Below are 18922 nucleotides of genomic sequence, written 5' to 3'. Positions count from 1 at the left end.
CATGCCGGTGCGCCGGGAAAGCGCCTGCGTCATGCGCGACGATTTTCGACTCAGATGGTGGTTTGCGTTCCATCCACATCGCCACTGCCGGTGTCCGACCTGTATTGGTATCGTTCGAGCTGCTCGATCGGCAACCCGCAGTGAAGTCGAGATTCTATCAATTCGAATAGCGGCATAAGCACACCGACGATATCGGGCAGGCGTGCCTCGACCTCGCCGCGCTCGCCGGTGCGCAACTGGCGCAAGGCGGCATCGACGCTGCACATGCGCTTGACCTGGCGCGCCACCCAATCCGGAGCGACCCTGCCATGGTCCGCGATCACGCAATTCCCGCCTGCCTCGCCCCCTTGACGGGTGCGTCCGCATGCAATCGCCAACAACTCGCTGACCTTGCCGCGACCATCGACGGCGGAATTTGCCACACCGATGCTCACCGTGACGCGGATACGCTCCTCGCGATACGCCAGCAACAGCTTCTCGAAGCTGCGGCACAGGCGCAGGGCGAACACACAGCTCGATGCCAGGTCGATACCCGGCGACAGCAACGCGAACTGCGTGGCCGAATGCTGTGACACGCTGTCCTCGGTGCGAATCCGGCCAGTGACCATCTTCGTCAGCTTGCGCACGATGAGTTGCACGACGTGCGCGCCGTAACGCTCGAGCAGGGCCTCATGGGCATCGAGTTCGATGACCATCACCGCGATGTCGGAGTGCCGCCGGCGAGCTTCCGCCAGCGCCTGCTCTCCATGGTGTTCGAGGTAAGCGCTGCTCACCAGGCCGGTGTCCGGGTCCTTCGGAGTCTTGCGTGCAAGGGCCTCACGGCTGCGTTCGAGCTCGGTTTGGGTACGTGACAGCCTCGTCAGCGAGTTCAGCGTCGCCAGCAGTTCGACACTGCCCACCCCTTTGGCAATGAAACCGTTCGCTCCGAGAGCCAGGGCACGTTCGCGCGCATGCTCGTCCTCGTCTCCCGAAATGATCACCACCGGCAGGTCGCGCACCCTCGCCATCCGCGAGGCACGGATCCGTTCGAGCAGGCCGAAGCCGTCGAGGCGCGGCATGCCGATGTCGGTGAGTACCATGCCGATCGACGGATCGACCAGCAATGCCTCCCAGCCGGCCTCGCCGTCGACCTCCTCGCGGGCCTCGAAACGGCCGCGGATATTCTTGAGAATGGACGCCCGCACCATGCGCGAATCGTCCACCACGAGAATCCGGGGCAACTTGCCGTCGTCGATCACCACGGACGCATCCAGCCTTCGATCCCGGCTCAGGCGCCGATACGCACGACCGTGCGTCCCTTGACGCGGCCGTGGATGAAGTCGTCGAACGCGCCAGGCAATGCGTCGAAGTCGATCGTGCGCGTCACGGCTGCCAGGTGGCGCGGCTTGAGGTCCGTCGCCAGACGCTCCCACACACGCCGGCGCGTCGGGAAGCCGATGTAGCCCGAGTCGATGCCGAGCAGGCTGACCCCACGCAGGATGAACGGAAACACCGTCGTACTGAGGTTGAAGCCCGACGCATTGCCTATGCTCGCCACCGTGCCGGCCTGCTTCATCGTGGCCAGCACCCAGTTCAGGATCTGGCCACCGACGTTGTCGACGGCCCCCGCCCATTGCGCGGCCTCGAGCGAACGCACCTTGTCGAAGTCGATGTCGGAACGCAGCCTAACTTCGGCGGCCCCCAGCATCTTCAGATAATCGTGTTCGCTCTTCTTCCCGGTGAGGGCGACGACGTGATAGCCGAGATGCGCCAGCATGTCGATGGCGAGGCCGCCGACCCCGCCGGTGGCGCCGGTCACGACCACCGGCCCATTGGCCGGCGCGAGGCCGTTGTCTTCCATTCGCACGATGCCGAGGGCCGCGGTAAAGCCCGCGGTACCGAGCGCCATGGCCTCGAACAGGTCCAGCCCGTCGGGCAAGGGCACGACCCAGCCGGCCGGCACGCGCGCATACTCGGCATAACCGCCGTGGCGCGAAACGCCGATGTCGAAGCTGGTGGCAATGACCTTGTCCCCCGGCCTGAAACAGGGGTCTTCGCTCTCGACCACCTCGCCCGCCAGATCGATGCCGCCGACACAGGGAAAACGCCGGATGATCCTGCCCGCCCCGGTTGCAGCCAGAGCATCCTTGTAGTTGATGCTCGAATAATGCACGCGTATCGTTACCTCTCCAGCGTCGAGCTGCTCGACTGCGAGCGTCGTCATGCCGGCCACGAGCATCTTGTTCGGGTCCTGATCGATCACGAAAGCTTTGAAAGGACTCACTCGGGCGTTCTCCCAGCGGTGGAATGTCACGGAAGGTTTCTACGCGATTCGCGATAATTATAGCGCCATAGAAGAGTCGTCCCGGCATGCGGCTTCAACTCGGACGGCACCGGCCGACAGTCCCGACACTCAGGTCCCACACCCATGTCCATGAGCCCGTTGCTTTCCCCCTTGCCGTCGGTGGATGCCTATGTGGCGCATTTCACCCGGCGGCCATTACCCGTGCTGCGCCGTACGGTGCGCGAACTGGATGCGCTGCGCGCAGACCCGGAGCGCGCCGGGGGACGCCAGATTGCTGCCATCGTGCTCGACGATCCATTGATGACGATGCGCCTGCTGACGTATATCGAAACCCACCGCCGGCAGTCTCAGAACCACGACATCACCACGATCGAACGCGCGGTCATGATGATCGGCATCGAACCCTTTTTCCGCCTGTTCGACAGCTCGCCGACCGTCGAAGACGCATTGAAGGATCACCCGCGCGCATTGGTCGGCGTGCTCAAGGTCATCACTCGCGCCCGCCACATCTCCGGACTTGCGCGGGAATTCGCAGTGATGCGGCACGACCTCGACGTGCAGGAAATCACGGTCGCCGCCTCGCTGCACGAAGCGACCGAGATCATCTGCTGGATCCATGCCCCAGGCCTCACCGAACAGGTCTACGCGCTGCAGACGGCCGACCGTCGCTTGCGCTCGGCCGATGCGCAACGGCAGGTCTTCGGCGTCACCGCCGGCGAACTCCAGCTCGGCCTGATCCGCGCCTGGCGCCTTCCGCGCCTGCTGATGCAATTGCTCGACGACAGCCAGCAGAACGACCCGCGGGTCAGGACGGTGAGTCTTGCCGCACGGATCGCCCGCCATCTCGCCCGCGGCTGGGATGATCCCGGCCTGCCGGACGACATCGATGAACTCGAGGCCTTGCTCCGGGTATCGCGCGAAACCTTGCTCAAGCGCCTCGGTGCCCCGGACGATGCACGCGGCTACCTGCTGGCGCCGCCTCATGCGAGTGAATGACCGGGGTTCGCATCGCGTCGCCACCCCCTGTGCCCGCACTGCGGAGTAACATGGCGCCACCTCCCTGGAGTCGTACACATGAGCATCTCTACCGCCGTGGTCCTCGGCCTTCTCGTACTGGCGCTGGTGTATGGCGTGATCGTCTATAACGGACTGGTCAACCTGAAGCACGGCGTGGCCAAGGCCTGGGCGAACATCGACGTGCTGCTCAAGCAGCGCCACGACGAACTGCCCAAGCTGGTGGAGGTGTGCCGCCGGTACAAGCAGTTCGAGCAAGCCACGCTCGCCCGCGTCACCGAGGCCCGCGCACGCGTGGCCGCAGCCCGGGAAACACATGATGTCGAAGCGCTTGGCGCGGCCGAGGGCCTGCTGCGTGCCGGCCTGGGCCAGATCTTCGCCGTTGCCGAGGCTTATCCCGAGCTCAGGGCGAACGAGCATTTCACGCAATTGCAAAGCCGCATCACGGCGCTGGAGAACGGCATTGCCGACCGCCGCGAGTGGTACAACGAGGCGGTCAACCTGCACAACGTACGCATCGAGCAGTTTCCGGATCTCATCGTCGCCCGGATGTTCGCCTTCGTCGATCAACCGCTGCTGCAATTCTCGAACTCGGAAAAATCCGACGTCGACCTCAAGGCGCTGTTCAACGCCTGAACGCGCCTACCCACGGCTGCGCCGCACATGCTGGTCCGCCTCGCGCATGCCCGACTGGACACGGCCTTGCCGCTGCTCCAACTGGGTCTTGTTGCGGCGGTACTGCGCGTCGATGCCGGCTGGGGCAAAATTGCGGCATTGGCCCTGCTGCTGGCGGCCAGCCTCTATGGGTGGACACGCACACTGCGCCATGCCCGCCTGATCGCCGACACCCCGACGTCGCGGATCGCGTCCGCCGCCCAGGGCTATGTCGAACTGCGCGGCAGGGCACAAGCACTCGAGGGCTCCCCGCTCCACTCCCCGGTAGATGGCCTTCCGGTCCTGTGGTATCGGCTGCTCACCGAGCGCCGCGAGTCGGACGGCAAGTGGCGCACGGTCAACAGCATCGAAAGCAATGCCTCGTTCCTGCTCGATGACGGCAGTGGTATCTGTGCGGTGGATCCGGACGGAGCAGAGATGCTGGTACGGCGCCGCGACGTCAGCACGCGCGGCGACATCCGTTACACCCAATGGTCGCTGATCCGCCACGACACCGTGTATGCATTGGGCGATTTCGCCACGCTCGGCAGTATCAGCCCGGACTTCGACAGCCGGACCCAGGTGCGCGAACTACTGGCTGCCTGGAAAGCGGATCGTGCCGAGTTGCTGCGACGCTTCGATCTCGACGGCAATGGCGAACTCGATCTGCGCGAGTGGGAGCTAGCGCGCCAGGAAGCGAAGCGCGAAGTCCGTCGGCGCCAGGCAGAAATGCAGGCGGCCCCCGAGGCGCACGTGATGCGCAAACCTCCGGGCGGGCGGCTGTTCCTGATCTCGGACCTCGACCCGGACAGGATTGCGCGCCGTTATCGCTGGCTCGCGGCCTTTCATCTGGCGGTATTCCTCGGCGCCGTGGTGAGCACGGCCCGGCTCGGCCAGATCGGCGCCCTCTGAACCGCCCTCGCCTGGGCTACGCGGACGCGGCGCGCGACTCCAGTTCTTCCCAACGCAGCATGGCTGCCTCGATCTCGGTTTCGAGCGCCTCCAGCCGGGACTTGACCTGCGCCACCTCCTGTCCTGCCTGCTGGTACAGCGCCGGGTCCGCCATGCGCGCATGCAACGCCGCCTGTTCATCTTCCAGCGCGGCGATCCTGTCGGGCAGCGCCTCAAGTTCGCGTTTGTCATTGAAGGACATCTTCGCCGGACGATTCGCCGCTCTGGGTTCGGCCGGACGCGGCCTGTCGGCAGGCGCGGCAACGCGTTTCGTCGTTTCGCGCTCGGCCTGCTCCCCGGCCCGTGCCAGCTTCACGCGTTGCCAGTCGGCATAGCCACCGGCGTATTCGCCCCAGCAGCCATCGCCTTCGGCGGCGATCACCTGGGTGACGACGTTGTCGAGGAAGGCCCGGTCGTGGCTGACGAGAAAGAGCGTACCGTCATAACCCGCCAGCAGCTCCTCGAGCAGATCCAGGGTCTCGATGTCGAGGTCATTGGTAGGTTCATCGAGCACCATTACATTCGCCGGGCGCGCAAAGAGCCGTGCCAGCAGCAGACGGTTGCGCTCCCCGCCGGACAAGGACTTGACCGGCGAGCGTGCGCGCTGGGGTGCGAACAGGAAATCGCCGAGGTAGCCGATGACGTGTTTCCGCTCGCCGCCGATCTCGACGTAGTCCGATCCGGGGCTGATCACCTCGGTCAGCGGCAGTTCGGGGTCGAGTTGGGCCCGCAACTGGTCGAAATAGGCCACGGTCTGGCGGGTACCGCGACGCACCGAGCCTTCATCGGCCTCGATTTCACCGAGTATGAGCTTGAGCAAGGTTGTCTTGCCGGCCCCGTTGGGGCCGATGAAGCCGATACGATCGCCCCGCATGATGCGAGCGGAGAAGTCCCGCACCACCACGCGCTCGCCGTAGCGCTTGGTGACCTGGGTCAGTTCGGCCACCATCTGGCCGCTCTTTTCGCCCCGGTCGACCGCCAGGCTGACATCGCCTAGGCGATCACGGCGCTCGGCACGTTCGCGGCGCAGGCTCTCGAGACGGCGCACGCGGCCCTCGTTGCGCGTGCGCCTCGCCTCGACGCCCTTGCGGATCCACACCTCTTCCTGCGCCAGAAACTTGTCGAAGCGCGCAGCGGCCTTGTCCTCGGCCTCCAGTTCCTCGGCCTTGCGCCGCAAGTAGTCGGAAAAGCGTCCCGGGTAGCTTGCCAGCCGGCCGCGGTCGAGCTCGATGATGCGAGTTGCGACGTTGTCGAGGAAGACGCGATCGTGGGTGATGACGATGACCGCACCGCGAAACTCCCGGATCAGTCCCTCCAGCCAGAGGATGCCGTCGAGATCAAGATGGTTGGTCGGCTCATCGAGCAGCAACAGGTCGGGCTCCGCCACCAGCGCCCGCGCCAGCGCCACGCGCTTGACACCGCCACCGGACAGACTGGACACGCTGGCTGCCGGATCGAGCCCAAGCCGGGCGAGCATGTGTTCGACACGCTGGTTGAGACGCCAGCCTTCGGCAACCTCGACCTGATGCTGCAGCACATCGAGCCGGGCAAGTGCTTCGGGCGTGGCCTGCTCGGCCACGGCCAGCATCGCCGCATGATAGTCGACGAGCAATTGCGCCGCGTTGCCCAGCCCGTCCGCAACAGTTGCGAACACGTCACGCCCGAGGTCGAAGTCGGGCTCCTGCGGCACGTAGGCAGTCACCATGCCTGCCTCGCGCCACACCGTGCCATCATCCAGCGCCGCCTGCCCGGCCACAGCCCGCAGCAGGCTGGATTTGCCCGAACCATTGCGTCCGATCAAGGCCACACGCTCTCCTGCATCCAGCTGGAAGGCAACCTTGTCGAGCAGATCGACATGGCCGAAAGCGAGGCAGGCGTTTTCTACGGACAACAGAGGCATGGCGTGAAATCGGCCGGAAAGCGGCCAGCAAGGATCGAAGCCGAATTCTAGCGGCCCGCTCGCGATCTGGGCGAATTACCCGGGAAATCCCGCGAATGTGTCGCCCTGCGGTCCCCAGACGCCGGATTCGTGCCGCATGCATCCCACCTGCCCGCTGATGCCCCGCCGCTACGCATGGTGTCGCCACTTGGTGAGCGGCCGTCAAACGGCTAGAATGCGCGACCGGTAGCCGGCTCGTCATAGTTCAATGGATAGAACGGGCGCCTCCTAAGCGCCAGATCCAGGTTCGATTCCTGGTGACGGGACCAATTCAAAGCACCGAGCAGCACCCCGGAAGCAACATAAACCCGCGCAGCCACTGGCCCCGCGGGTTCTTTATTGCACCCGTTTGCACCATACCAATACTCGATTTCTGGGGGTATTTATGGGGACAGCTGCCCCCTGGAAATCTCAACGTACCTCGCCAAGCAGCTTGTGCAGATACTCGACGGGAATCGCGTAGCTGATTCCCGACGGATCGGACAGCGCACTTTCCTTCGTCGATTTGACGAACACCATGTTGATGACACCGATGACCTCGCCCGTCTTCGGATCGAAAACGGGGCTGCCACTGTTGCCGGGATAGGCGGTGGCGTCGAGTTGGTAGACGCGGAAGACGTCGTTTGCCAGGCGGCGGATGAGGGCGGGATTGAGATCGCGCGAATTGGCCTGCGGAATGCCGATGGGTGTGATTGCCGAGACGATTCCGCGATGCGTGACCGGCGTCATGCCCAGAACGGCGCCGATCGGGAAGCCGGTGAATGCGATTTCCTGGCCCTCTTGTACTCGCTCGCGCGAAGCCAGCGACAGGGCGGGCAAGGCAGCACCACCTTCGAGGCGCAGCAGCGCAAGGTCGCGGCTGCGTTCGCTGGCGACACGACTCACCTGACGCACCGTCCCCTGCTGGTCCTTGCCAGGGACGACGATGGCCAGCGTTTCCATGTTTTCGCCCGCGACGGTTTCGGGCAGGACGTGGGCATTGGTCGCGATCAGGTGTCCGTCGCCGACGACGAAGCCGGTGCCCCTGAACTGGAAGGCAGGGCTGCGCGTGCGCTGGTAGGTCCCCACCGCGACGATGGAAGGCTTGATCTGCGGCAGGACGCCGACCAGGTCGGCCCGGGCGAGCACGGGCACTGCCGCAGCCATCGCAAATGCGCAGGCAGACTGCAGAACCCGGCGGCGCATGCCGGAACGTCGCGTATTCGAGAGCCCCTCGTTCATGTTTCATGATCCTCTTGGGCCGCCAGACGCAAACTGCGCAGCATCCGGCTGGGTCCGACCACAGCGCTGTCGAAGGGGTGTCTGTGCTGCCCCACGTGACGCAGGATGCGGTCGACATAGGCACGCGTCTCACGATACGGCGGCACCCCCCGATGACGGTCGACCGCGCCTTCTCCCGCATTGTAGCCGGCTGCGGCCAGGGCAATGTCACCTTCGAAATAAGCCAGCAGCCAGCGCAGATAGGCGAGACCGCCACGGATGTTCTGCTCCGGATCGTAGGGGCGGCTGACGTTGAAACGCAGCGCAGTTTCCGGGATCAACTGCATCACGCCCATCGCATTCTTGGGCGACAGGGCCTCCGGATTCAGCGCCGATTCGGTGAGTCCGATGGCCAGTGCCAGCGCAGGCTGAATGCCATATTGCGGCGCCAGGTCGGCAAGCATGCGCGCAACCGCCTGGCGTTCGGCCGACAGGCGGGCGATCAGTCCCTCCACCGGCCAGCGCTGCTGCAGAATCTCTGACGGCGTATGCAGGCAATCGGGAACCGCCCCTGTGTAGTCTCCCGTATAACGCTGCATACGCTCGGCATGCGTATTGCCGATGAAGGCCGCCATGGCGAACAGGGTATTGGCATAGGCGTCGTTGCGCTCGACACCACGCCCGTTGGCATACATCCAGCCCAGGGAATACATGGCCTCGGGATCGCCCAGGCGGGCCGACTCGCAATAGAGCCGCGCTGCATAGGGCTGATCACGGGGCACGCCTTCACCATGCTCGTAGCTCTGGGCTTCTTTCGCCAGGTAGCGGGCCTGCTCGGCAAAGGCTTGAGCAACACGCTTGTCGTCGACGGCGAGCGCAGCAGGCGCCGGCAGCGCCAGCAGGAGGCCGATCGCCCATTCCACCCCCGTCCGGCGGCCGGGGCGGCCAGGCCTGCGACGGATCGACACGGACCGTTTCGTCATCCTTGCCTCGCCAATCCGGCCCCGGCGCTTACAAGCGCCAGACGGTCGCCCCTTCGGCTGCCAGCGCTGCCGGGTCGTAGGCCGACTTCACATCGCTGAAGACACCGCCGGACGAGAGCTTCTGCAGCAAGTCCGCGAGCGGCATGTCGAGGTACGCCTGGTGCGCAACGGCGGCAACGATGGCCTGTGCCTTCGGCAAGGCTTCCCATGTGCTGAGCCTGACGCCGTATTCGTGCTCGGCCTCGGCAGATTCGGCCACGGGATCATGGACATGGACCGTGCAGCCATAGCTCTGCAGCTCGCGGATGACGTCGATGACCTTGCTGTTGCGCAGGTCAGGGCAGTTTTCCTTGAAGGTCAGGCCGAGCACGATGACATCGGCGCCCTTGATGCTGGAACCCGCGCCGATCATCTGCTTGACGGTCTGTTCGGCGACGTACTTGCCCATGCCGTCGTTGATCCGGCGCCCGGCAAGGATGACTTGCGGGTGATAGCCGAGCATATCGGCCTTGTGGGTCAGGTAGTAGGGGTCGACACCGATGCAATGGCCTCCGACCAGGCCGGGCCGGAAAGGCAGGAAATTCCATTTGGTACCGGCCGCCTTGAGCACTTCGACGGTATCGATGCCAATCCTGTGGAAAATGACGGCAAGCTCGTTCATCAGCGCGATGTTGAGATCGCGCTGAGTGTTCTCGATGACCTTCGCTGCCTCGGCGACCTTGATCGAACTGGCCGGATAGACACCCGCGGTAATCACCGAACCATAGATTTCCGTCACCGTCTCGAGCGTTGCCGGGGTATCTCCGGACACGACCTTGACGATTTTCGTCACGGTTCGCTCCTTGTCACCCGGATTGATGCGCTCGGGCGAATACCCAACGAAGAAACCCTCCTTCCATGCGAGGCCGGACTCACGCTCGAGGATCGGAATGCAGACCTCTTCGGTCGCGCCCGGGTAGACGGTGGATTCATAGACCACGATCGCGCCGCGCTTCAGATGACGGCCCACCGTCTCGGAGGACTTCACGAGTGGCGTGAAATCCGGCTGATGGGCCTCATCCACCGGCGTCGGCACGGCAACGACGATGAAATCGGCCTCCTTCAGCACGGCAGGATCCGTGTGGCAACTCAGATGGACCGCTGCACGCAGATCCTCGGTGGCGACCTCACCGGTCGGATCGATGAAATCGCGGTAAGCGGCAACCTTCTCGGCGGAAAGGTCGAAGCCCAGCGTCTTGTACTTCTTGCCGAATTCCACGGCGAGCGGCAGGCCTACATAGCCCAGCCCGATGACGGCGATGGTAGTCATGAAAGGGTTCCTTGTTGCTGCGTATTCAAGTGTTCATCAAAGCGATTTCAACAGTTCAGTCGCCTGCTTGTGCAGGGGGGTGCCATCCTGCAGCTTGGGCATCAGCGTATCGAGTTCTTTGCGTGCATCGTCCTTGCGTTCCAGCTTCGCGTAGGACCGAGCCAGGCTCAATCGCAATTCAGCGAGTTCCGGCGCAAGCGAAACGGCCCTCTGGATGTTGGCCAAGCCCTTGTCGGCCTGGCCACGCTCGATCTGGATCACACCAAGCGTGTCGAGGATCGCGGGGTTGTCGGGCGCGAAGCTCAGTGCCTGCTCCGCATACCCGAGCGCCTTCGGGTCCTTGAGCTGGTTCGCAGCCCAGGCCAGGTTGTTGAGCACGAGAGGATTATTGGGCGATGCCTCGTTCATCGCGCCGAAACCATCTGCCGCATCCGCATAGCGCGCCTCAGCCAGCGCGCGTTCAGCCAGATATCCACGCATCGCCAAGTCCTTGGGCTGCTGACGCAGCCAGTCGGCCGCGAAGCGGTCGGCCTCGCCCTTGCGGTCCGCACGCACCAGCATGGAATGCAGGCGGGCAGCGACATCGCCACCGGCTTTGCGCTCGATGGCGCGGCGATAAGCCGAGACGGCTTCCGCCCATCGGCTACCGGCGGCCTCGATCTCCGCCTCCAGCACATGGCCAGCTGCACTCTCGGCATGCTGTTGCTGCACGTTCCGTGCGATCTTCAGCGCACCGGCACTATCGCCACGTTCGAGCAGCAGCCCGGCAAGACGCTGCTGGACATCGATCGCATCGGGGCGGAGCGCGAGCGCCTTGCGTAAAGCCTGTTCGGCAGCGGCATTGTCCTTCGCCCCCCGATGCACGTCTGCCAGCATGATCAAGGGAGCAGCAGACTGCGGGCGAAGCGCGGCGAGCTTGTTCAAAGACGCGATGCCTTGCTGCGTGTCGCTCGCAGCCAGTTGGGCACGCGCGAGCGCCTCGACGGCGCGCACGTCGTTCGGATATGCCGAACCAAGTTTCTGGGCGGCGGCGAGGGCTTTCGGAAACTCGCGGTTGCGCAGGTGGTGCTGAATGATCGCCAAAGCAGGGGGCAGCGTTCCGGGCGCAGCGGCTTCCGCACGTTCGAGCGTGGCGAGCACATCGGCAGATGCGGCGCCCGTCGCAAGCTGCAACTCGGCCAGCGACAGACGCGCCTCGGCGTTCTTCTCGTTACGATCGGCAATGGCGCGGACACGCGCCAGCGCCTCCTCTACCTTGCGCTCGCCGATGTCGAGGCGTGCGAGGTTGAGCGCAGCAGAGAGAAAGTCCGGATTGAGCGACAAGGCCTTTTCGAATGCGGCCCGGGCGGCAGGAACGTCCTGCTTGGCGAGCATCACACCGCCACGCAGGTTATACACGAGTGGATTCTGTGGCTGCTTACGCTCGAGTTGCGCCTGCGCTTCGAGCGCCTTGTCGGCCTCGCCCCGACGCAGATAGGCGGCCACCAGCGCGAGGTCCGCCTGGATGGCAGTGTCGTCCATCTCCGATGCGCTTTCGAAATCGGCAAATGCCCCTTCGGCGTCTCCCCCCGCCAAGCGAGCGGCGCCCAGCCGCAGCCGGGCCTGGGGGTCTTCGGGCGCAGCCTTTGCCGCGCGCTGCAGAAAATCCTCCGCCTTCGCGAAATCACCGTTGGCAAGGAACACCTGGCCCGCAAGGCCGAGTATGCGTGCATCATTGGTCGGCGCTTCGAGAAGCGGCTGCAACAGCTCAAGTGCGCGGGGCGCTTCACCGGAGGACAGATGCGAGCCGATGAGCTGCGTACGGGCCATCAACTGCCCGGGCGCGCGGCTAAGCACGGAATTCAGATAGCTGCGTCCCTGAGCCTGGTCGTTGAGCCGAAGCAATACGGTTCCGGCCAGGAGCTGGGCAGGCAGGAAGTCGGGGGCCTGCTTCAAGACCCCCATCAGTCCGTCTCTGGCTTCGGTGAGACGCCCGGCACGCACATCGATGAACGCCTGCAGGTAGCGCGTCGAGGGATGGTTCGGCGCCACCTTCTTCATCGCCTCGAAGCGTTCCACGCCATCATCATAGCGATTGCTGCGGAACAACTGCGATATCAGCGTGTAATGATATGCAGCATTGTCAGGGCGCAGCCGCAAGGCCTCCTCCAGCGCCTTGAGAGCTTCTTCCTGCTTGCCCTGCACCTGCAGGGCATCGGACAAGGTCGCAAACGCATTGCCATTATCGGGGCTGTGAGCGATGACGGCCCTGACGGCCTCCTCAGCTCCGACCGGGTCGTTGTTGAAGATGCGGGCCCGCGCCAGGCCGATGCCGGCATCCGCATCATCCGCACGCAAGACAAGCGCCTGCTGATAGATCCGAATGGACTCTGAAACGTTTGCCTTGCCGAAATGGGCATCGGCAACGGCACCAAGCAGAGTCCCCTGCGCAGCAGGGTCATCCAGTTCAAGACTGCCGAAGTCGCTCAACACGCGATCGAACTCGCCGGCACGAATCCGCGCTCTGGCCAGCAGCGGAACGACTTCCGTCTTGGCATACCCGAGTTCGAACGCACGCTGCAGTTCCTTGACTGCGCCGGGCACGTCGCCTTGCTCCAGGTTGATCCGACCGAGGAGAAAACGGGCCTCTGCAAGGTTTCCGTCTTCCTGCAGGGCATTCTTCAACTGGATGGCAGCGGCGCTGGAATCGTTCTTGGACAAATAGGCCTTTGCCGAGGCAAGCATCTGCTCAGGGCTGTCACCACAAGCGCTCAACAAAGCAGCAGAAATCAAGGCCAAGGCAAGCCCCCGAGAACGCCCGCTCCAACCCGAAACCTGCTTACCCCTTGTGGTGCTGTTCACGATCCGTTCTCCTTCTTCAAACCAAACCGGTTCATCAAGTCGTAGAGCGAGGGGCGGCTGACGCCGAGGACTTCGGCCGCCCGCGCGATATTGTTGTTGGTACGTGCCAGAACGCGCAGCACGGCTTGGCGTTCGGCCTCGTCCCGCACCTGCCGCAGGTTGAGCCGTTCGAGATCTTCCTCGACCGCATCCAGACCCAGATCATCTGCCGTGATCCGGTTTCCGTCCGCCATGATAACTGCTCGCTTCAGGCAGTTTTCGAGCTCCCGCACGTTTCCAGGCCATGGATGAGCTTCGACGGCATTGATCGCATCATCGGTCAATGCCATCGCGCCGCGGGCATTCTCGCGCGCATAACGCTGAACGAAGGCATGGGAAAGCAGCACTGCATCGCCCTGCCGTTGGCGCAGGGGCGGAATGTCGACGACCACTTCGGCAAGGCGGTAGTAAAGATCCTCCCGGAACGCCCCCGCCTTGATCTGCGCCTTGAGATCGCGATGCGTGGCACATACGATACGGACATCGACCGGAATCTCGTCCCTGCCACCGACCCGCTCGATGACCCGCTCCTGCAGGAATCGCAGCAACTTGGCTTGCAGCGGCATGGGAAGATCGCCGATTTCGTCGAGGAACAGCGTGCCTTTGTTTGCGGTTTCGATCTTCCCCAGCGTCTGCTTCACCGCTCCGGTGAAAGCCCCTTTCTCGTAGCCGAAGAGTTCGCTTTCCAGCAGCGTGTCGGGAATCGCGGCGCAATTGATGGCAACGAAACGTTCCGCTGCACGCGAGGACAGCGCATGCAGCCCACGCGCCAGCACTTCCTTGCCCGTTCCGCTTTCCCCCAGCAGAGCCACCGTCACCGATGCCGACGCAAGCTTCTCGATCGTGCGGCAGATCTTGAGCATGCCCGGATCGCGCGTCAGCAGACCGGACAGGGGGCTGCTTCCCATTGCGGAAAGACGCGCATTCTCGAGCTGCAGATCATGCATGCGGAAAGCCCGCTCGATGGTGAGCGACAGCAGCTCCGGCTCAAAGGGCTTGGCAAAGAAATCGTATGCGCCCAGCCCGATCGCCTTGACCGCATTCTCGCGATCGTGCTGGCCTGTGAGCACGATCACTTTCGTATCCGGTGCCAGCGCAAGGATTTCGCGCAGCAGCAGAAATCCCTCGGTAACATCGTCCGGCGCCGGCGGCAGGCCGAGATCCATCGTCACGACAGCGGGCTCGTGGCGGCGCAACTGGGCGATTGCCCCTTCCCTGTCGCTGGCAACAATCGTCTCGCAGGCATCGAAGGCCCAACGCATCTGCTTCTGCAGCGCGGGATCGTCTTCGACGATCAATAGCGTTCGCTGCTTTTCAGGCATGAGTCTCACTGGCTCCGTCATGTAGGTACTGCCGGCCGTCCGGCAGGCGCGGAAGCAGGATGGTTACGCACGTTCCCCGGCCGATTTCGCTCTCGAACTGGAGGTCGCCACCGATTTCGTTCAGATACTGACGTGTCTCGAACACACCGATGCCCATACCGCTCACCTTTGTCGTCTGAAATGGACGGGACAGGCGATCACGAAGAAAATCGGGCGACATTCCGCATCCCGTATCCGCAATCACGATCCTCACCCTGCCGTCATCGTCCAGGGTGAGCCGAGCGGTCACCTTACCATCGTCGTCCGTCGCATCCAGTGCATTTTGCACGACATGACCGACGATTCTTTCGAGCCGCTCCGGATGGGCCCGGACAAGGGTCTGGGCGGGCAGCGGGTCAAGCAACTGGATCACGGGTAGCTGCACGCGCTTGGAATCACATACGCTACGCAGGATTTGAGCGACATCCACGCCACGCGGCGGATCGATGGGGCGCTTCTCCTGCAGTTGAGTCATCAGCCCGCGCATCCTTGCTTCCACGTGCGAGACCGTTTCGAGCATGTCCTGCTGAAACTCAGGCTTGTGCCCATGCCGCTCCGCATTCTTGAGCATCAGCGAAAGCTGCGCCACGAGGTTCTTCAGGTCGTGCACGATAAAGGCGGACATGCGGTTGAACGAATCGAACTTGCGCGCCTCGAGCAACGCCTCCGCCGCGAGCATGCGCTCGAGATAGCCCGCAGCCTGACGCTGGGCCGTCTTGAGCAGGTCGAGCACCTCCCAATTCACTTCGAACGGAGCACGCGGTGCGGAGAGCACGACGAAGCCGAGCAGCGAATCAGTGCTCTTCAGCGGAATGACGAGCCATGCGTCCGGGAGGCTGGACAACCAATCCGGCAGGACCAGGCCGCCGTAGGGTTGGGGACGGATCCGGTACTCTTCGAGGTTGATGATCCACTCGCGCTCGCTGAGGAAGCGGCACAGTTCCGAATCCGCCGATTCGATCACGTCGATCTGCGGACGGTTCAGGCGGGCATACGGCGCGAACTTGCCATAGTTGTCGCGCAGCCACAACAATCCGCCGGGGCTCTCGACAAGGTCGGACAGCGCCCTGACGACCGACTGCCCCAGATCCAGTCCCTTGTCCGCGGATGCGAGCGCCTGTGTGAAGCGCAGCCATTCGTTGCGATAGTCGTAGCGATACGAAAAAAGGTGCTTGCTGAGGAACACCTTGAGACGAGCGCGCTGCGCTCCCGAGAAAAGCAGGGCGCCCAGCAGCACGAGCCCGGCGAAGAGCAGGGCCATCTGCAGCGCACGCCCCCAGCCACCGCCGAAATAGCGCACGTAGTACGCCACTGCTGCAATCACAAGAAGATAAATGCCGGCAACGGCAAGCGCCGTCGAATGGAACACCATCTCGCGCGACATCGCCATGCGCAATGTCCATGCGGGGCTGCGGGTTCCGGAGAGGGCAATCAGCGGGATGAGCAGGGCGTGAGCCACGCCACGAACGGAAAGAACGTCGGCATCGACCCGGTTGAACAGGGCCGCATCGGCAAAAAGATACAACTCGAAGATGTAACCGGCCCCCAGCGCGATGCAGAGCGGCTTGATGCCCCAGCGCGATGCATCGGGCAGCGCCCGATAAAGGTGCTCGACGAACATGAGGCCAACCACGGCATGCGCAAGCCAGGCGACCAGCATCGGGCGCATCGGAAGCGTGTCGATCGGCAGGAACAGCTCCAACCCCAGTGCAAGCACCTGGCTGACGACCACGCCGACGGCAAGATAGGCCGGCCATCGAACACGCCCTCCCCACAGGGGACGCATCAGCACGACCAAGAAGGCAAACCATGCCGCACCGCGCAGGCAGTCGAGAAGGACGCCCAACACTGGCCAGGCCGCGCCCGTGAGACGGACCGAACTGGCCTCCGTTACGGCCCAGAGGCAGGAGAATACGACGGCCACGAGCAGGACTCCCCCCGGAAGCCCGCCCCGCCATGCGAAAAATACGTAGAGACCGAATAAAAAGAAGGCCAGTGCCGCAACGCCGTAGCCCCAAAAGGCAAGCTCCAGCACGTCAAGCCTCCCGCGTCAGATCAGGACCACCCCGCACGGCCCGACCACCGCCGACCCGTGCATGCTGCACCCATTTCAATGCGCACCCTCACCGGTCAGCACGACGCGAACGGTCTCGAAAAGGACGAGGGTGTCGAGAATCAAGGTGTGGTTCTTGACGTAATAAAGGTCATACTGCAGCTTCTCCATCGCATCATCGACGGAGGCTCCGTACTGGTATCGAACCTGCGCCCACCCGGTCACACCCGGCTTGACGCAGTGCCGGACATTGTAGAAAGGAATCTCCCGCGCCAGTTGATCGACGAAGAAGGGGCGTTCCGGCCGCGGCCCGACGAGGCTCATGTCCCCGAGCAGCACATTGAACAACTGTGGCAACTCATCGATGCGCAGCTTGCGAATGACGCGCCCGACGCGGGTCACACGATCATCGTTCGAAGTCGCCCAGCGCGGCTTGCCATCCTTCTCCGCATCACGGCGCATGCTGCGGAACTTGATCACACGAATCACCCGCCCACCAAGCCCGACCCGCTCTTGCCGATAGAACACGGGCGCACCGTCCTCGATCACGATCAGGAACATCGTCACGAGCATGATGGGCAATGTCAGCACAAGCAGCAACAATGCCACAACGATGTCGAATACGCGCTTGACGAAGGTCCGGGCTAGGCCCTGCCGGAATCCGTCGCCGTAGATCAGCCAACTCGCCCGGAGGGAGTCAAGCCGGACTTGCCCCTGAACCCGTTCAAAAAACGATGACAGATCGACGATCCGGACACCCGCCAATTTGCAGTCTAGCAGCTCACGGATCGGCAGAACGCCGCCCCTCCGCTCCCGTACGGCAACGATCACCTCATTGACCTTCATGGCCTGCACTGCATCGAGCAATCCCTGCGCAGGAAGGACCTGCCGCGCATCGACCTCGAGCTTCTCGTCTCCACCGCCGCGCAGGAAGCCGACGATTTCTACGCTCCGCTGCAATGGGCGAGTCAGATCACGGTAGACCTGGGCTGCATCATGCCCCGTGCCAATGATAAGCACTCGAGGAGAGAACAGGCTGGACGCCTGCCGCTGATTCACAAGGCCGCGCATCAGCAAGAGGGAAGAAAGCAACAGCACGACACTCAACTGCAGGGAGTGTGGCGCCATCTCCGCCCAAGGCAGCAAACCAAAGATCCCGTATGCAACGGGTATGCTCACCAGCAGGGACAGCGCCACACGTGCAAACGCCTGCCGATGGCAACGACGCAACACAGGACGATAAAGCCCCATCGCCGTGTTCAGCCCCACCATCAAAAGCGCAAACGTAAGTGCCGACGGCACGAACACCGCCCAATCGGGCACGCTTGGCGAAGCGAGGAAAACCACCGCGACCAGCACAACAAGAAAGAGCAACAGGGCATCGAACAGCACCTGCTGCAGTGTGTGAGACGGAAGATAGTGACTGAAGACCTTCAGCATCTTTTACCCCAGACTGAACCCATCTACTTCAAAGCTAACTCGAATGCTGCCCGCCCATGGCGTCGGCAGTTGCAAACAGACTATCCGACTGACGCCGATTCAGGCGTTAAACCCATCACACCAGCCACGCCAAGTGATGAATCAAAATCCGCCCAAGCTTCATGGTCATGAAAACCTCACATCCCCACCTCACGCTCACATAACCGCCTATATTAACACGGCATTTCGATGCATCAGCTCCTGGACGATCGCCTCCCAAGCAGGGCGATCAGCGCAACACCCAGCCAGCAGATGCTAACTGGAGCTTGCTACGGCCAGTAGCGTCCCCGGCATCGCGCTTGCGCGGGATGATGGGGCAAAAGCATGACGAGACTAAGGATGAAGTGTTTAAGTACTGCGCACACCTGCAGTCTGATCTCCCCTACTGAGGGCTGGGCGGGTTTCTGGTGACACGAATCCGGTTCATCTTGACGAGGAATTTGCGGCGAGCACGATGTTTGGGGGGCGGATTGCGCACGGGATGCTTTCGGCGGGTCTGATTTCGGCGGTTTTCGGCATGCGGCTGCCTGGCCCGGGGTGCATCTATCTGTCGCAGAGCCTGAAGTTCAAGGCGCCGGTGAAGATTGGCCAGACGGTGGTGGCGCGGGTGACGGTGAAGGAGCTCAAGGTGGAGAAGCGCCGGGTGGTGTTTTCGACAGTGTGCAGCTGCGGCGACACGGTGGTGATCGACGGCGAGGCGGAGCTGCTGATCCCTGCGCGCGGGTAAGCATGTTTTTCTGGTTGACCTGCCCCCTTCAGCCGTGCCAATGTTGAGTTAGCGAGTCCAAGGGTTTGGAGATTACTGGATCTCCGGT

At 63.3% G+C, this 18922-nt stretch carries 13 protein-coding genes, 1 tRNA gene and 1 pseudogene; 5 read left to right on the top strand and 10 right to left on the bottom strand.

Annotation, left to right across the window (positions count from 1 at the left end; all coding sequences use genetic code 11):
- Positions 1-50: 50 nt before the first annotated feature.
- Both C666_RS04500 and C666_RS04495 read right to left on the bottom strand, forming a co-directional pair.
- Positions 51-1238, bottom strand: coding sequence for a GGDEF domain-containing response regulator (locus tag C666_RS04500; RefSeq protein WP_004334371.1), 1188 nt, complete (start codon positions 1236-1238; stop codon positions 51-53).
- Between the two features lie 29 nt (positions 1239-1267).
- On the bottom strand, positions 1268-2263 hold the full coding sequence (locus C666_RS04495) for an oxidoreductase (protein ID WP_004334369.1): 996 nt from the start codon (positions 2261-2263) through the stop codon (positions 1268-1270).
- 150 nt (positions 2264-2413) lie between these two features.
- On the opposite strand from C666_RS04495, the gene C666_RS04490 reads away from it, so the two are divergent.
- The 3 genes from C666_RS04490 to C666_RS04480 all read left to right on the top strand — a co-directional run bounded on the left by C666_RS04490 (position 2414) and on the right by C666_RS04480 (position 4864).
- Positions 2414-3280: an HDOD domain-containing protein gene (locus C666_RS04490; RefSeq protein WP_028792351.1), complete on the top strand. Its 867-nt coding sequence runs from the start codon at positions 2414-2416 to the stop codon at positions 3278-3280.
- Positions 3281-3358: 78 nt separating this feature from the next.
- Complete coding sequence (locus tag C666_RS04485; RefSeq protein WP_004334365.1) at positions 3359-3934, top strand: LemA family protein; 576 nt, start codon at positions 3359-3361, stop codon at positions 3932-3934.
- 27 nt (positions 3935-3961) lie between these two features.
- Positions 3962-4864, top strand: coding sequence for a hypothetical protein (locus C666_RS04480; protein WP_004334363.1), 903 nt, complete (start codon positions 3962-3964; stop codon positions 4862-4864).
- Positions 4865-4880: 16 nt separating this feature from the next.
- Here the strand turns inward: C666_RS04480 and C666_RS04475 are convergent, their stop codons facing one another.
- On the bottom strand, positions 4881-6803 hold the full coding sequence (locus C666_RS04475) for an ATP-binding cassette domain-containing protein (protein WP_004334361.1): 1923 nt from the start codon (positions 6801-6803) through the stop codon (positions 4881-4883).
- Positions 6804-7036: 233 nt separating this feature from the next.
- Between C666_RS04475 and C666_RS04470 the strand changes: the two genes are divergently transcribed.
- A tRNA-Arg gene (locus C666_RS04470) sits at positions 7037-7111 on the top strand.
- A gap of 142 nt (positions 7112-7253) precedes the next feature.
- On the opposite strand, the gene C666_RS04465 is transcribed toward C666_RS04470, so the two are convergent.
- The 7 genes from C666_RS04465 to C666_RS04435 all read right to left on the bottom strand — a co-directional run bounded on the left by C666_RS04465 (position 7254) and on the right by C666_RS04435 (position 18068).
- Positions 7254-8063 (bottom strand): S1 family peptidase, encoded by an 810-nt coding sequence (locus tag C666_RS04465; protein ID WP_004334359.1) that lies wholly within the window; start codon positions 8061-8063, stop codon positions 7254-7256.
- Positions 8060-8944 carry a lytic transglycosylase domain-containing protein gene (locus tag C666_RS04460; RefSeq protein ID WP_370701727.1) on the bottom strand — a complete coding sequence of 295 codons (885 nt, stop codon included), beginning with the start codon at positions 8942-8944 and terminating at the stop codon, positions 8060-8062. The genes C666_RS04465 and C666_RS04460 overlap by 4 nt, the downstream gene beginning before the upstream one ends.
- 109 nt (positions 8945-9053) lie before the next feature.
- A complete protein-coding gene (locus C666_RS04455; protein ID WP_004334354.1) occupies positions 9054-10334 on the bottom strand; it encodes a nucleotide sugar dehydrogenase in 1281 nt (426 codons plus the stop codon).
- A gap of 36 nt (positions 10335-10370) precedes the next feature.
- Positions 10371-13175: an XrtA/PEP-CTERM system TPR-repeat protein PrsT gene (gene prsT, locus C666_RS04450; RefSeq protein ID WP_028792350.1), complete on the bottom strand. Its 2805-nt coding sequence runs from the start codon at positions 13173-13175 to the stop codon at positions 10371-10373.
- On the bottom strand, positions 13172-14536 hold the full coding sequence (gene prsR, locus C666_RS04445) for a PEP-CTERM-box response regulator transcription factor (protein ID WP_028792349.1): 1365 nt from the start codon (positions 14534-14536) through the stop codon (positions 13172-13174). Before prsR ends, prsT begins: the two co-directional genes overlap by 4 nt.
- Entirely contained in the window at positions 14529-16610 is a 2082-nt protein-coding gene (gene prsK / locus C666_RS04440; RefSeq protein WP_004334348.1) for an XrtA/PEP-CTERM system histidine kinase PrsK, read from the bottom strand. The genes prsR and prsK overlap by 8 nt, the downstream gene beginning before the upstream one ends.
- Positions 16611-16685: 75 nt before the next feature.
- A complete protein-coding gene (locus C666_RS04435; protein WP_004334347.1) occupies positions 16686-18068 on the bottom strand; it encodes a TIGR03013 family XrtA/PEP-CTERM system glycosyltransferase in 1383 nt (460 codons plus the stop codon).
- 421 nt (positions 18069-18489) lie between these two features.
- On the opposite strand from C666_RS04435, the pseudogene C666_RS04430 reads away from it, so the two are divergent.
- Positions 18490-18834, top strand: a pseudogene (locus C666_RS04430) (MaoC family dehydratase); the annotation flags it as partial.
- Between the last annotated feature and the right edge of the window lie 88 nt (positions 18835-18922).

It is taken from the genome of Thauera linaloolentis 47Lol = DSM 12138, assembly GCF_000310205.1.
Classification (GTDB): Bacteria; Pseudomonadota; Gammaproteobacteria; order Burkholderiales; family Rhodocyclaceae; genus Thauera; species Thauera linaloolentis.
This window is presented reverse-complemented; position numbering and strand designations above follow the sequence as displayed.